Origin of the sequence: Erwinia sp. SLM-02 (assembly GCF_037450285.1) — a bacterium.
Taxonomy (GTDB): Bacteria; Pseudomonadota; Gammaproteobacteria; order Enterobacterales; family Enterobacteriaceae; genus Erwinia.
Genome location: NZ_JAQISN010000001.1, coordinates 960,151 through 974,460, shown reverse-complemented (window position 1 = coordinate 974,460; position 14,310 = coordinate 960,151). Strand labels below are relative to the sequence as shown.

The following is a 14,310-nucleotide window of genomic DNA, read 5'->3' as shown; positions in this document are numbered from 1 at the left end:
CCGGAGAATCACCATGAACGCCAAATTAACCTTGTTAGCCGCGTTAACGCTGCTGTCCGGCAGCTGCTTCGCCGACTGTACCCCACCGCAGGGAGCCAGCCTGGTCACCTCAGGTGAGCTGAAAATGTCAACCAACCCGACGCTGCCGCCGCTGCAGTACGTCGACGGTGAAGGAAAGTTAAAGGGCATGCGCATCGAGCTGGGCGAGGAGATTGCCAAACGCCTGTGCCTGAAGGCCGATTACACCCGCATTGAGTTCTCCGCGATGGTGCCCGGCCTGCAGGGCGGCCGCTGGGATATGATCAATACCGGCATTTTCTTCACTCCGGCACGCGCCAAAATGATGTACATGATCCCGTATGAAAGCCAGGCCGTGAGTATCTCTACCCCGCCTGCCGATGCCGCGAAAATCACCAAAGTTGAGGATCTGGCCGGCAAAAGCGTCGGCGTTGAGCTGGGCGGCTTTGAGGAAACCACCATCCGCAAAATCAGCCAGCAGCTGGTCGCCAAAAACCTTAAGCCGGTTGATATCCACACCTTCGATAACTTCACCGTGGCCTTCCAGGCGCTGCGCGCCGGTCAGGTAAATGCGGTGATCAGCATTGATGCCGTGGCCGCCGACTATCAGCACAAAGGGATGTTTAAGCAGGTGATTTCGGGCCTGGAGCCGACCCCGGTGGCGATCGCCTTTAAAGATCCGAAGCTGGCCGCCGCCGCCGCCGATGCGCTGAACAAGATGAATGCCGACGGCAGCCTGCCTGCGCTGTTCAAGAAGTACGGCGCAGAGTTGATCCCCGGAACCTTTAGCGTTCAGGGCCCCGCCTCTTAAACCACAGGAACTCTTACTATGATTCAGGGCTGGAGCTGGGAAGGCTACTTCCATTATCTCACCAACTATTTCATTTTCCTTGGGGCGGTGAATACCGTCCTGTTAACCCTGGCTGGAATGGCGGGTGGGCTGGTACTGGGTGTGGTGCTGGCCTTCGCCAGGCTGTCGCCCTGGTCCTGGGTGAATCAGCTGGCGCGGACCTATATCTGGATTTTCCGCGGTACGCCGCTGCTGGTGCAGCTGATTATTATCTACACCGGCCTGCCGCAGATCGGCATTCGCTTTACGGTGATCGAAGCGGTGATCACCGGGCTGGTGCTGAATGAGGCGGCCTATCTGGCGGAAATTATTCGCGGCGGCGTGCAGGCGCTGCCGAAGGGGCAAATCAATGCGGCCAGGGCGCTGGGCTTCAACCACGCCGGCGTGGCCCGCTATGTGATTTTCCCACAGACCATGCGGCTGATCCTGCCGTCGCTGGGCAACAGTTTTAACGGCCTGCTGAAAACCACCTCGATAGCCTCGGTGATTTCAATGGAGGAGCTGCTGCGCCGCACGCAGATCCTGATGCAGGAGCAGTTTATGGTGCTGGAGCTGTTTATGGTGGCGGCGACCTACTACCTGATCCTCACCACGCTGTGGGACTTCATTCAGCGCCGCATTGAGCTGCACTACGCGAAGGCGTATCAAAGCACCCAGCACGGCCGTCCGGTGAAAAAAGCCCCGTTAACCGACGCCAGCACCGCGCTGGCAAAGGAGACACAGCGATGAGCACGTTCGACCTGATTGTGAAAAATGCCGATATCATTACCGCCTCCGACCGCTATCGCGGCGATATCGGCATCCGCGACGGCAAAATCAGTATGATTGCCGCCGGGCTGGATGCCGCAGACGCTGGCCAGGTGATTGATGCCGCCGGCCGGATGGTGACGCCGGGCGGCGTGGATGCGCACTGCCATCTCGATCAGCCCTCCACCGATGGCTCCGTCGGTGCCGACGATTTTACCAGCGGCACGCGATCGGCGGCCTGCGGGGGCACCACCACGGTGATCCCGTTTGCGATGCAGTTTAAGGGCCAGAGCCTGCAGGATGCCGTTGACGACTACCATCGGCGCGCCGAAGGCAAAGCCTGCATTGATTACGCTTTCCATCTGATTATTACCGACGCCAGCCCGGCGGTGATTGCCGAGCTGCCGGCGATGATCGCCCAGGGCTACACCTCGTTTAAAATCTACATGACCTATGAGGCGCTGAAGCTGTCGGATCACCATATTCTGGATGTGCTGGACGCCGCCCGCGAATTGGGCGCGATTTCGATGATCCACGCGGAGAACGATGACTGCATTAACTGGCTGACCAGCCGGCTGAAAAAGCAGGGCAAAACCGCGCCGCGCTATCATGCCCTCGCCCACTCGCCGATCGGTGAGCGGGAGGCGACCCACCGCGCCATTTCGCTGGCCGAACTGGTCGATGTGCCGATCCTGCTGGTGCACGTCTCCAGCCGGGCAGCAATTGAGCAAATCTACTGGGCGCGCGGCCAGGGCATGCACATTTTCTCGGAAACCTGCCCGCAGTATCTGTTACTGACGGCGGAAGACCTCGGTATTGATGACAGCTTCCACGGTGCGAAATGCATTTGCAGCCCGCCGCCGCGCGACACGGACAGCCAGAACGCGGTATGGACGGCGCTGGCCAACGGCACGTTTACGATTTTCTCTTCGGATCACTGCCCGTTTAATAACGATGCCACCGGCAAAAAGCTGCACGGTGAGGATGCCTCTTTCGATTTAGTGCCGAACGGCATTGCCGGGCTGGAAACGCGCCTGCCGCTGTTGATGAGCGAGGGCGTGCTGAAAAATCGACTGTCGGCCCAGCGCTTTGTCGATTTGACTGCCACCGCTCCGGCGAAGCTGTACGGCCTCTATCCGCAAAAAGGCACGCTCGCCCCCGGGTCCGATGCCGATCTGATTATCTGGGATACGCAAAGCAGCAGAACCATCCGCAGCGCCATGCTGCACACCAACGCCGACCATACGCCGTATGAAGGCAAGGAGGTTCAGGCCTGGCCTGCCGTTACGCTGTCGCACGGCGTGGCGGTCTGGGGTGATAATCAGTTCAGCGGCGCGGCGGGCAACGGGCGTTTTCTCGCCTGTGCGGTCCCTTTCCCATCGGAACGATAATTCGGTAAACTAGCGGCGGAATTAACTACTGGAAACTGCGTGAAGATGACTGACTATCAGGACCATACGCTGGCGGCAATTATGGCGTCAAAACCGTTGTATATGAAATCGGCCAGCCTGTCTGAGCAGGTCTATGTATTACTGAAAGAGTTAATTCTTGAGCGCAAAATTCCGGGCAGCAGCGAAATGTCGGAGTCGCGCCTGGCCGACGAGCTGCAGGTTTCACGCACGCCAATGCGCGAAGCGCTGGTCAGGCTGGCCGGTGAAAACCTGCTGGAGCGCCGCGGCGCACGCTCTTACACCGTTCGCTCGGTGGACATTAAAGAGTACCTGGACACCATGGCGCTGCGCGAGCTGCTGGAAGTGGAGGCGGTAGGTAAAGCGCTGGATAAAATCGGCACGCCTACCCTTGATGCGCTGATCGCCGAGCTGCACGAACTGATGAAAAGTGACGAAGAGCATCTTTTCTGGCGCTATGACGAGAAGCTGCACAACACCATTGCGGAAGCCAGCGGCAACGTGGTGCTGGCCGGAGTGCTGAAGGGGCTGCGGGTTAACGTCCGCCTGTTCCGCCTGCACAGCCCGCTGCACCGCCAGAGCGAGAATCACACCGAGCATCTGGATCTGCTGACCGCGATGCGCGAAGGCGACCGGGAGAAAAGCCTGGCCTCCATCCGCAATCACATCAGTAAGTTACGCAACGACGTGATGGCGTCTTTATAAACGACAGCCGCACTAGCGGCTGCGTTCCACCATTGCCACGATCACCTGATACAGTTCATCAACCGCCTGCTGTTGCTGGATCTCCCCGCTGACCGCCATCGCCGACAGACTGTCTGCCGCACCCAGCATCGCCCACAGTGCCGCATCCGACAGTCCGCGTGGGCCGCTAAACATGCCCAGTATCCCGCGACATTTTTTCAGGTAGCTTTTCTGACACTGTTTCCTCAGCTCTGCCAGCTCCGGCGAGCCGCTTAACGCAGCCAGCACATCCGGAATTTCCCGCCCTTCCGTCAGCACGCAGTTCACATAGCTGGCGGCAATAATACGGGCCTTTTCATTCAGAACCGGTTCCGCAGCGGCAACGGCATCATCGATCACCTTATTCTGGCGCGATTCGAAATCCTGATACAGCGCGGCCAGCAGTCCCTGGCGGGAGCCAAAATGCTCGTACACGGTAGGTTTAGTAATGCCTGCCGCGTCGGCGAGATGGCCCATCGTCAGCGCATCGGTTCCTTCACTGGCAATCAGCTGCCACGCAACCGCGATTAGCTGAGCAAAGCGCTCTTCTTTCGATAAGCGACGCCGGGCGGTCACAGGATCCGTACCCTGAGAAGGAACGGGGTATGGCTGCCAGTGGCGCCGTGCTGCTCGTTCAGAATGCGGGGCATGCTGTTGATCCTCGTTGTATCAATCCTGCAAGGGAAAAGGTGAAAATAACGCGGGCTGGCGTGGTGTTATCCGACGATTTTATTGCCAATCTTTCGCGCAATTTCCAGATGAGATTCAGGGAACTGGCCGTTTGGCGTCAGCAATAACTCAGATGTAACCACCTTTGCGCCAACAAAATCAAATATTCCGCGATCTATCTGCGTTTTCATCGCCTCATCATAGCCACGACGGGAATACGTCCCTTTGTCAGCGGCACCAATGCCAATCAGGTGAACCTGCAGATTTTGCTGCTTTTTTATCAGCCCGCCGTCTTCTGCTTCGTCGTAGGCCCAGCCGTTGGTAAACACGCGATCGATCCAGCCTTTCAGCATGCCGGGGAATGACCACCAGTAGATGGGATAGACCAGCACCAGCGCATCAGCACGGTCAATGCGTTGCTGTTCCGCAACAATTTCCGCCAGCTGCGGCGACTGATTGCGGAAAAATGCCAGGTCCGGTGCGGCAAAACGCGGATCGAAATTCTCGGCAAACAGATCGGCCATTTCAACGGTATTGCCGCTGCCCGCGGCCGTGACGCCTTGTGCCACGCTGAGTTAAACAGCACAAACTGCTCCAGGAGAGATACGCAGCCGATAGCACGGATCTGCAAGACGGTAACGCAACTGAACTAATAGTCTGGGGAGATATTCAGGCAAACGTGTTTAATACTGATGTAGGGTTTTCATATTTATGTTTTTGATCGAACGCTACATCATGGTTGAAACTCGCCGCCTGGTAATGACCATTATCGGTTTCCTTATTTTTATCTTCGCCAGTTATTCCACCCAACGCTATCTGACCGATGCCGCCAACGGCACGCTGGCGCTGCAATCGGTGATGGCAATTGTTTTTTATAAGATCCTCATCGCGCTGGAAATGCTGCTTCCCGTCGGGCTTTATGTTTCCGTGGCGGTCGCCCTGGGTCAGCTTTATAACGATTCTGAAATCACCGCAGCGCTGGCATCCGGTATCAGCCCTGTGCGGGTCTATAAGGCGATAATGTATCTTGCTATTCCGTTAGGCATTCTCGTGACCCTGCTCTCTATGTATGCCCGACCCTGGGCCTATGCGCAGATTTTTCAGCTCAAACAGCAGTCGCAGTCTGAATTAGATGTCAGCCATTTACAGGCAAAGAAATTTAATCTTAATAACAGCGGCAGAATGATACTGAGCGATAAAATCGATCGCCACAGTCAACGTCTTTCAGATGTCGTGATCTACAGCGCCACCGGCAGTAATACGTTTTTATTCCGGGCACACTCGATTCAGGTGACCAACCCGGCGGCAGCTTCACCGGCGGTGATCCTCCACGCGGGAACGGCCTATCAGCTTGACCATAAGGGGACAGAGGATCATGCCCAGAGCTATAACAGTTTCAACCTCCACCCTAAACCAATCAAGCAAAGCACGGAGCTGAAAAGTAAATCCGCATCGATGGCAGAACTCTCCCTCTCCCCGGATCCTGCCGATAAGGCCGAACTTCAGTGGCGGGAAAGCCGGGGGATCAGTGCGATATTGATGGCCCTGTTGGCCATTCCGTTAAGCCGCACGCGCCCCCGACAGGGACGGTTTGCGACGCTGTTACCGTTAGCCGTGCTATTCGTGCTGATTTTCTATGCGGGTAATATCAGTCGCTCACTGGTTGCCGGCGAAATTATCCCGATCTTTCCTGGCGTGTGGACGGTTCCCCTGATGATGCTGCTGGTGTTTATCGCACTCATTGCCCAACCGGCATCGCTGCTGCAGAAATTTCGCCGGTGAAGATTTACAGCCGCTATCTGATAAAAAATATATTTATCGGTTTTGCCGCCGCCGCCGCTTTGCTTATCCCGCTTTTTTCGACCTTTGACTTTATCAATGAACTGGACGACGTCAGTTCTGGAGGCTATCGCTGGACCCAGGCACTGATGGTGGTATTGCTGAAGTTACCGCGCTGCCTGGTCGATCTTGGCCCGTTTATCGCGCTTCTGGGTGGGATCGTCGGACTGGGCCAGCTTTCGAAAAGTCTTGAGCTGACCGCGATGCGCGTGTCAGGCGTATCGGTTGTCAGGATCGGGATGGTAACACTGTGCGCCGGTCTGATTTTTGTCGTGGCGCTATGCGGCATGGATGAATGGGTTGCCTCCCCGCTTCAACAGCGGGCGTTACAGTTGAAAGATATTGCCCAAGCCCGGGGCGATAATCCATCCGGCTCCGCGAATGCGCTGTGGGCGAGAAGAAATAATGAATTCGTTACCATCAAAACGCTGGATGAATATAATCGCCCCGTCGGCATTGAAATATTTCGCTATCACCGTGATTTAACCCTGGACTATTACATATATGCGAGGACGGCTACCGTTGTCGACGGCCCTATATGGACCTTATATGGTGTTAACCGAAAAAGCTGGTTAAATGGAAAAGAAAGCACGCAACTGCTGGACAGCATGTCCTGGAAGTCGATATTTAATCACACCAGCCTTAAGGAACTGATGCTGCCCAGCGATAGTTTTTCCATCACGCAGCTTAATCATTACATTAGTTACCTGCGCGCAACCGATCAGCCCGAGCTGGAATTCAGTATTGCCCTGTGGCAAAAAATGGGGCGTCCGGTGCTGATACTGGCCATGATTTTGCTCGCCGTGCCTTTTACCTTCAGCCAGCCGCGGGCTCCGGGTTTGGGCAGCCGCCTAGCGACAGGCGCTATTGTTGGCTTACTGACCTACGTCAGTTATCAGATTATTGTCAATCTGGGGCTGCTGTTCGCGTTAAATGCCCCGTTAGTCGCCCTGCTGCCGCCGCTGCTATTGCTTGCCCTCGCGCTGGTTTTAGTCTTTCAGTTTGATAAAAACACCCATGCCTAAACGGCGGGAACCACAGGGTAGCCTCGCGAATGCATCAGGTCGGCTACCGCGCGTTCGGCCTTCGACAGAACTTCAGTAAGGGGCTGGTTAACGTCAATATCCACCACCTGAGACCCCGGGAATACCAGCCTTGCGGTTATCGCCACCTTCTTTGCCAGCGCTTCCCGACGGTGGTCGGGTTTACGGGCGAAAGCGACCTCCACGTCAACGTGCAGCTTTAACACCAGATCGGGCTGATGGCCGGCCATCCAGCGAAAGGCCTGATGCTCCCGGGACGCCAGCCAGGAGATAAAAGGCCTGTTGGGATTATTTTCGGGCAATGCCGGACCATCATAGGCACCGGGGATTTGAGTCTGCGGAAATCGGTCGGCTAAAATAATGAAACCGCGCTCTCGAATTTTCAGCATTCGACGAAAACGAAGCAGTCGACGCAGTACAAAAGACATAATCACCAGGGCGGGAAGCAGGCCAACCTGTGATTTAGCCGCCACGCGTTTTTCTTTATCGATCTTTTTACCTAACTTTTTACCCAATACAGGAATTTTAACCAACTGGCGCTCAACGTTACCCGCCTGCTTTCCTAAATGCACGCGTGCTGCGGGGCCATACTGGCTGAGGAACTCAATTAAATGTTCGCACACCGTTGACTTACCGGAACCATCGCACCCTATAACAGCAATGACTGGCGGATTACTCGTTTCCCTCATGGAATATCCCTTTCAGTAAATTCATCAGGGTATAGCATTTTAGAAGAAGATCGTCGCCAATAGTGCTTGTTATTCTTACGCACTGAGAATCTATTACCGCACCAGATATCGTGGAAAGCATTTTTAAAACAGGGCTGTTAATGTGAATGTCATAGTACCTATTTCCCGCCGGTCTTCCGCGCGGGTAATTGCCATAACGGGTTGCGACGGGGCAGGAAAATCCACGTTAGCCACTCATCTTGCCAGACATTTTTCCTCAGAGTGTTCTACCGAGCTTATTTATCTGGGTCAGTCTTCCGGATTTATTGGGAAATGGCTGGGCTCCCTTCCCGTAATAGGCTCTTATATGAGTCGGTTTTTAATCTCCCGTTCTGAACAGGTTCATCAACGTCCGTCGGTTCCTCCCGGTAATCTCGCCGCTCTGGTGATTTATCTGCTCTCCTGCTGGCGGGCATATAAATTTCGGCGCATGTTGATGAAAAGCAAAAAAGGAATATTGCTGATTACCGACCGCTACCCGCAGGCGGAAATTCCGGGGTTTCGCGTTGATGGTCCGCAGTTAGCCAAATCGTCGGGCGGAAATGGCTGGGTGCGGATGCTGAAACGAAGCGAGCAGCGGCTCTATCAGTGGATGGCCTCCTATCCCCCGCTGCTGCTCATTCGGTTGAATATTGATGAACAAACGGCGCACCTGCGCAAGCCCGACCACACGCTTTCCGCGCTGAGAGAGAAAATTGCGGCAATACCGCACCTGAAGTTTAACGGCGCCACAATTCTGGATTTAGACGCCCGAGAACCTGAAATCAACATCCTCGATCGGTCATTAAAAGCTATCCAAATCATCCTCTCAGGCACGAAATAAATGCAGAACAGTCAAACTACCCTGTCATCCGCCAGCTGCGTTCCCGGACTCATTGCGGTAGTCGGTTGCGATGGCACTGGAAAATCCACGCTTACCGCAGATTTAACGAAGAATCTGAGCGCCTGGTGCCCTGTCGAACGACGATATTTAGGTTTAATTTCCGGGGAAGATGGCGATAAGATTAAAAAGCTGCCGTTTATTGGCGTCTGGCTTGAGCGGCGTCTGGCAGCAAAATCCGAAAAAACGCAGCGCATGAGTAATAAAGCGCCCCCGCTGTGGGCGGCGTTGATTATGTACGGGCTGTCGCTATGGCGAAAGGCTAATTTAGGCAAAGCGAAGCGCCTGGCGCAGCGCGGCGTGCTGGTGATCGGCGATCGCTATCCGCAGGCAGAAATATCGGGTTTTTATTATGATGGCCCCGGCATCGGGATTGAGCGCGTCAGCGGCTGGTTGATGACCCGTCTGGCGGAAAGTGAACGACGCCTGTATCAGCAAATGGCACGATGCCGCCCCGAGTTAATTATCCGCCTGAATATTGATGCCGATACAGCTTTCTCACGGAAACCTGACCACAATTATGATGAACTGCGGGACAAGGCGGCCGTGATGACCCAGCTTAACTACAACGGTTCGCAGGTGTTGAATATTGATGCCCGTGCGCCCTATCACGTTGTTCTGCAAACCGCGCTGGAAGCGATATATCCGGTGGTGACTAAAGCAAAACAACAGCCCAGATAGTCAGGGCCATCAGCACCGTGACTAATTGTGCCGCGCCACCGATATCTTTCGCACGTTTTGACAATGGATGTATATCCAGAGATACGCGGTCTACGGTGCTTTCAATCGCGGTGTTAATCAGCTCAACGACCAGTAAGAGAAAGCAGCTGGCAATTAAAAAAAGCCGTTCAATTTTTGTTACATCGATACACAACGCGATAACTAACAGTACACCAGACAAAACAAAAAGCTGTCTGAATGAAGACTCGGTCAGCAAAGCATTAAAAAAACCGCTCAGCGAATTTTTCAAACTATCGACAAACCGACTCACACCCTTTTTCTTTTCAAATAACATCAATGTCTTATTCGCTCCAGATGGTATTACAGTTCTTTTTCATATAATCGATAACGCTTATAGGGAATCGCGCCAATTTTTTCCAGAATATTTCTCATTCCGGAATTCGACTCCAGAATCCACGACATTTCTAACGCTTCAATCTTCCACTTCCCAAATGCCGCATGGAGCGCTTCGATCAGCAACAGCGCGATAACCGGCCCGATACGGCTGAACTGATGTTCCAGCTTCACGCCCATTAGCGGGACTCGAGCCGTTCGCACACCGCTGACCTTAAGTCGCCAGAGCAGCTTCGCCCAGCCGGTGGGGAACAGTCGCCCGTTCAGATCGGCCGTGGCCTCGTTAATATTAGGCAGTCCGATAATGAACGCGACGGGAACGGAATCCATCTCGGCAATAAAGATCATATCGTCGGGGACCAGGAACTTAAGCTGGTTGCCCATCACGGCAAACTCTCGCTCGGTGAAGGGAACAAACCCCCAGTTTTTTTGCCAGGCCGAGTTAAAAATCTGGCGCAAAAGCTGCATTTCCTCGCCGAACTTTTTACGGTTAAGGCAGCGGATTGACACCTTTTGACGCGCGTGAGCCATAAGTTTAGCGAGGCCCGGTGGGAAATGCAGTTCGGCCAGACGCATCCAGTAGGCCAGCAGGTCGATGCCCTGCGTATACCCCTGCTGCTCCACTCTGGCGGAATAATAAGGCTTACCGTGCGTCATCATAGCGCTCGGTGGAGTGTCGAAACCGTCGATCAGCAGGCCGCTTTCCTGATTGATATTCAGGCTGAACGGTCCGGTAATTTTCCTGGCACCTTTAGACGCCAGCCAGTTTTCAGCGGCTGAAAACAGCAGGCTAAAGACCTGCGGGTCGTCAACGGCATCTATCGTACCGAAGTGCCCCGTATCGTCGCCATGCAGCTCACGATGCAGAGTATCGGTCTGTGCCGAAATCCTGCCAACGATTAAGCCTTCCCTTAGGGCTACCCACGCCTGCCATTCAATGTGCTCCGCCGCCGGATTTTTAGCAGAAAAATGCTCTAACCTTTCAATATGTAAAGGGGGGATCCAGGCGGGATCGTTTTGGAAAAGTGAGTTGGGGAAGGCGATAAAGGATTTAAGCTGACGTTTAGTGATGACTTTTTCGATGTGAATCATACATACCATTAATACTAATAAATTACAAAATATCACAATCAATCTGCCATAATAACTCAATCTGCAGGCTATTGTGAGCCTTACCTTTTTCAACCCGCTGGCTATACCCGGGACGGACGGTATCGGTTTTGATAAAAGGAAAATATCGTATTTTTACGTTTTTATCTAACCTAACAACGTGTTTTTTACGTTAGGCATATTATGCTGTTATCCCTGATATTTAATAAATAAGCACGCATTTTGATTTGCGTGACTTTTCCTCCCAGCGTGCCCGGGAAAGCTTTAACACTTAATGCTAGATTCAACTTCACATCTGATTTTTCCAGGTATGAGGGTTTTAAAAGGACAGCCATCGCAGTATTTTAATGCCGGGGTAGAATCAAATAAACACATCTGACATGCTTCTTTTTAATCGATTCTCGTAGGGTGCTCTGGAAAAAACTGTAATCATTCAGCAACTGAGTAATTAAAGGCCGCTTTTTGAGATAAAAATGCGTTTTAAGAAATGTTACGCAAATAAAAACCTTCAAATAGTCATCACTTCTATTGCCAGATATTTTAATCTATAAATGGGTTGTATATGCACGAAACAAGCTCTACGCATTCTCTTCCTATGCGCTATGCAGACTTTTCTTCTCTTGTTGAAGCTTTAGACTATGCGGCACAGGGACGTACAGGAATGAATTTCTACGATCGACGTAATCAGCTCATCGCGTCGCTGGAATATCGCCAACTGCGCCAGCGTGCGATGCAGAGCGCACGTCGACTGTTATCATTGGACTTGAAAAAAGGAGATCGTGTCGCGCTTATCGCTGAAACGAGCGTAGGTTTCGTGGAAGCCTTTTTTGCCTGTCAGTATGCCGGGCTGGTTGCGGTACCGCTGGCTATCCCGATGGGGGTAGGCCAGAGTGCGAGCTATATCGACAAACTTCAGGGGCTGCTGAAAAGCTGCCAGCCCGCCGCAATTATCACCAGTGATGAATGGCTGCCGTTAGTTAAACCTGTACACAGTGAAGGCACGCCTCTGCGGATCCTGACCCATGCGGAAATTGACGCACTGCCAGAAAGAGAGGTGTCGCTGAAGGCGCCGTTACCTCAGGATATTTCCTATCTGCAGTATACTTCCGGCAGCACGCGCTTCCCGCGCGGAGTCATTATCACTCAGCGTTCTGCTATGGCCAACCTGCAGGCTATCAGCCTGAATGGAATTAAATTACAGGCCGGCGACCGCTGTGTATCCTGGCTGCCTTTCTATCATGACATGGGCCTGGTAGGTTTCCTGCTGACGCCGGTGGCGACCCAGCTGTCGGTAGATTATCTGCGTACGCAGGATTTCGCCATGCGCCCTATGCAGTGGTTAAAGCTTATCAACAAAAATCGCGGCACGGTTTCCGTATCCCCTCCTTTCGGCTACGAAATATGCCTGCGCCGCTGTAATGAGAAAGAAATTGCCGAACTAGATTTGTCCTGCTGGCGCGTGGCCGGGGTGGGTGCAGAACCGATCTCAGGAGAGCTGTTAAAGCGTTTCGCGGAATGCTTCAGCAAGATTCAGTTCAATCGCAACGCGCTGATGCCGTGCTACGGCCTGGCTGAAAATACGCTTGCCGTCAGCTTTTTTGATAACGACTACGACCGTATGATCGATACCGTCGATCGCGACATCCTGGAATACCAGGGTAAAGCCGTTAAGCCAACCAACAGCGCCCACCCGCAGGTGACCTTTGTTAACTGCGGCAGGGCGCTTCCCGGGCACCGCGTTGAAATCCGCAGCGAGTCAGGGAAGATTCTGGCCGATCGTGAAATTGGTCATATCTGGATCTCCGGGCCGAGCCTGATGAGTGGCTACTTCAGGGATGCCGCCTCCCACTCTCAAATTGAAACGCTTGGCAGGATGGATACCGGCGACCTGGGCTACCTGCTGGACGGCGAGCTGTACGTCACCGGCCGTAAAAACGACCTCATTATTATTCGGGGCCGCAATATCTGGCCGCAGGATATTGAATATGTTGCCGAATCCGTACCGGAAATACGAACGGGTGATGCCATTGCCTTCGTCACTTCTAACGATCACGATGAGGGCGGTAAAATTATTTTGCAAATCCAGTGCCGCGTTAACTCAGAGGAACGCCGCAATCACATTATCCATACGCTGACGTCACGTATTCAGAGTGAGTTTGGCGTTACGGTGGAGGTTAAGCTGCTTCCGCCGCACAGCATTCCCCGAACCTCCTCGGGAAAACCCGCCCGCGCTGAAGCCAGGAAACGCTACCTCAATGAGGCCATGGGTCTGCCGATGCAGCTGGCAGGCTATGCGCAATGAGAAGCACGATAGCCGTTACCGGCGTAACGGGGTTTATCGGCAAACACATTGTTGAGAAGTTGCTGAGACAGGGTTTCCGCGTTCGGGCTTTAACCCGTAAGCCGAGAACGAGTGCGACAGATCATTTAGTCTGGGTAGCGGGTGCGCTGGAAGATCGTCGCGCCCTTGACGAGCTGGTACGGGGCGCTGAGTGCATTATCCACTGTGCCGGGCAGGTGAGAGGCGCTGATGAAGACACCTTTATCAGCTGTAACGTCTCAGGGAGCGTCCGCCTGATGCAGGCCGCACAGGAGAGCGGCAGCTGTCGGCGGTTTCTGTTTATCTCGTCGCTGGCCGCACGCTCACCGCAGCTCTCCTGGTATGCTAACTCAAAGCATGTCGCCGAGCAGAAGCTGGCCGCAATGTCCTCCCCGGTATCACTCGGTATTTTTCGCCCCACGGCGGTTTACGGGCCGGGTGATAAAGAACTCAGGCCGGTCTTCACCTGGCTGCTGCGCGGGTTCCTCCCCTGCCTCGGCGACCCGGCATCCCGTCTGTCATTTCTGCACGTCAGTGATTTGTCGGAGGCCGTCTGCCAGTGGGTAATGCAGCCGGGGGCAGAGGCAGGTCCCGTTGAGCTTTGTGACGGTATAAAAGGAGGATACAGCTGGCAACGCCTTCAGGAACTGGGTTCCGCTATCCGCGGGAAACCCGTTAATTTAATCAGCATTCCCTTACCGCTGCTAAAGCTGGCTGCCGGCTTCAGCACGCTCACTCATCGTTTTGTCGGTAAAGATCCCATGCTAACCCACAGTAAAATTCGTGAATTAACCCATCGGGACTGGTCGGCAAGCAATGCGCGGGCGTATGAATGCCTGGACTGGAAGCCGGAGGTGAGTTTAGAGCGCGCTCTGCGTGAAGGACTCTTTTAATTTTACA

15 protein-coding genes are annotated in these 14,310 nt (G+C 53.9%); 10 read left to right on the top strand and 5 right to left on the bottom strand.

All coding sequences use genetic code 11. The annotated features are described in order from the left end of the window. Positions 1–13: 13 nt before the first annotated feature. The 4 genes from PGH32_RS04635 to PGH32_RS04620 are packed head-to-tail and all read left to right on the top strand — an operon-like array spanning position 14 to position 3,729. Positions 14–829, top strand: a complete 816-nt coding sequence (locus tag PGH32_RS04635) for an ABC transporter substrate-binding protein (RefSeq protein WP_314425516.1) — start codon at positions 14–16, stop codon at positions 827–829. 18 nt (positions 830–847) lie between these two features. Then, positions 848–1,597: an amino acid ABC transporter permease gene (locus PGH32_RS04630; protein ID WP_337893311.1), complete on the top strand. Its 750-nt coding sequence runs from the start codon at positions 848–850 to the stop codon at positions 1,595–1,597. After that, positions 1,594–3,006 carry a dihydropyrimidinase gene (gene hydA, locus PGH32_RS04625; RefSeq protein WP_337893310.1) on the top strand — a complete coding sequence of 471 codons (1,413 nt, stop codon included), beginning with the start codon at positions 1,594–1,596 and terminating at the stop codon, positions 3,004–3,006. The genes PGH32_RS04630 and hydA overlap by 4 nt, the downstream gene beginning before the upstream one ends. A gap of 45 nt (positions 3,007–3,051) precedes the next feature. Continuing rightward, positions 3,052–3,729: a GntR family transcriptional regulator gene (locus PGH32_RS04620; RefSeq protein ID WP_314425523.1), complete on the top strand. Its 678-nt coding sequence runs from the start codon at positions 3,052–3,054 to the stop codon at positions 3,727–3,729. 12 nt (positions 3,730–3,741) lie between these two features. Here the strand turns inward: PGH32_RS04620 and PGH32_RS04615 are convergent, their stop codons facing one another. After that, positions 3,742–4,323, bottom strand: a complete 582-nt coding sequence (locus PGH32_RS04615) for a TetR/AcrR family transcriptional regulator (RefSeq protein ID WP_314425525.1) — start codon at positions 4,321–4,323, stop codon at positions 3,742–3,744. Positions 4,324–4,463: 140 nt separating this feature from the next. Next, entirely contained in the window at positions 4,464–4,985 is a 522-nt protein-coding gene (locus PGH32_RS04610; protein ID WP_337893309.1) for an NAD(P)H-dependent oxidoreductase, read from the bottom strand. 142 nt (positions 4,986–5,127) lie between these two features. Between PGH32_RS04610 and lptF the strand changes: the two genes are divergently transcribed. Further along, entirely contained in the window at positions 5,128–6,198 is a 1,071-nt protein-coding gene (lptF, locus tag PGH32_RS04605) for an LPS export ABC transporter permease LptF (RefSeq protein WP_337893308.1), read from the top strand. Continuing rightward, positions 6,195–7,280 carry an LPS export ABC transporter permease LptG gene (lptG, locus tag PGH32_RS04600; protein WP_337893307.1) on the top strand — a complete coding sequence of 362 codons (1,086 nt, stop codon included), beginning with the start codon at positions 6,195–6,197 and terminating at the stop codon, positions 7,278–7,280. The genes lptF and lptG overlap by 4 nt, the downstream gene beginning before the upstream one ends. Here lptG and PGH32_RS04595 read toward each other — a convergent pair. After that, positions 7,277–7,987, bottom strand: coding sequence for a thymidylate kinase (locus PGH32_RS04595; protein WP_337893306.1), 711 nt, complete (start codon positions 7,985–7,987; stop codon positions 7,277–7,279). The genes lptG and PGH32_RS04595 overlap by 4 nt on opposite strands. 142 nt (positions 7,988–8,129) lie before the next feature. Here PGH32_RS04595 and PGH32_RS04590 point away from each other — a divergent pair, with 142 nt between their 5' ends. Together PGH32_RS04590 and PGH32_RS04585 are read left to right on the top strand one after the other, a co-directional pair. After that, positions 8,130–8,849 carry a hypothetical protein gene (locus PGH32_RS04590; RefSeq protein ID WP_337893305.1) on the top strand — a complete coding sequence of 240 codons (720 nt, stop codon included), beginning with the start codon at positions 8,130–8,132 and terminating at the stop codon, positions 8,847–8,849. Beyond that, positions 8,850–9,587, top strand: coding sequence for a hypothetical protein (locus tag PGH32_RS04585; protein ID WP_337893304.1), 738 nt, complete (start codon positions 8,850–8,852; stop codon positions 9,585–9,587). Here PGH32_RS04585 and PGH32_RS04580 read toward each other — a convergent pair. Further along, the gene (locus tag PGH32_RS04580; protein ID WP_337893303.1) at positions 9,562–9,921 is read right to left on the bottom strand and encodes a diacylglycerol kinase; all 360 of its coding nucleotides are present in this window, start codon (positions 9,919–9,921) and stop codon (positions 9,562–9,564) included. The two genes, PGH32_RS04585 and PGH32_RS04580, sit on opposite strands and share 26 nt — an antisense overlap. Positions 9,922–9,947: 26 nt before the next feature. Then, positions 9,948–11,072, bottom strand: coding sequence for an N-acetyltransferase (locus PGH32_RS04575; RefSeq protein WP_337894256.1), 1,125 nt, complete (start codon positions 11,070–11,072; stop codon positions 9,948–9,950). 580 nt (positions 11,073–11,652) lie between these two features. Between PGH32_RS04575 and PGH32_RS04570 the strand changes: the two genes are divergently transcribed. Beyond that, positions 11,653–13,392, top strand: a complete 1,740-nt coding sequence (locus PGH32_RS04570; RefSeq protein ID WP_314425543.1) for a fatty acyl-AMP ligase — start codon at positions 11,653–11,655, stop codon at positions 13,390–13,392. Then, a complete protein-coding gene (locus PGH32_RS04565; protein WP_337893302.1) occupies positions 13,389–14,303 on the top strand; it encodes an NAD-dependent epimerase/dehydratase family protein in 915 nt (304 codons plus the stop codon). The genes PGH32_RS04570 and PGH32_RS04565 overlap by 4 nt, the downstream gene beginning before the upstream one ends. Positions 14,304–14,310 lie beyond the last annotated feature (7 nt).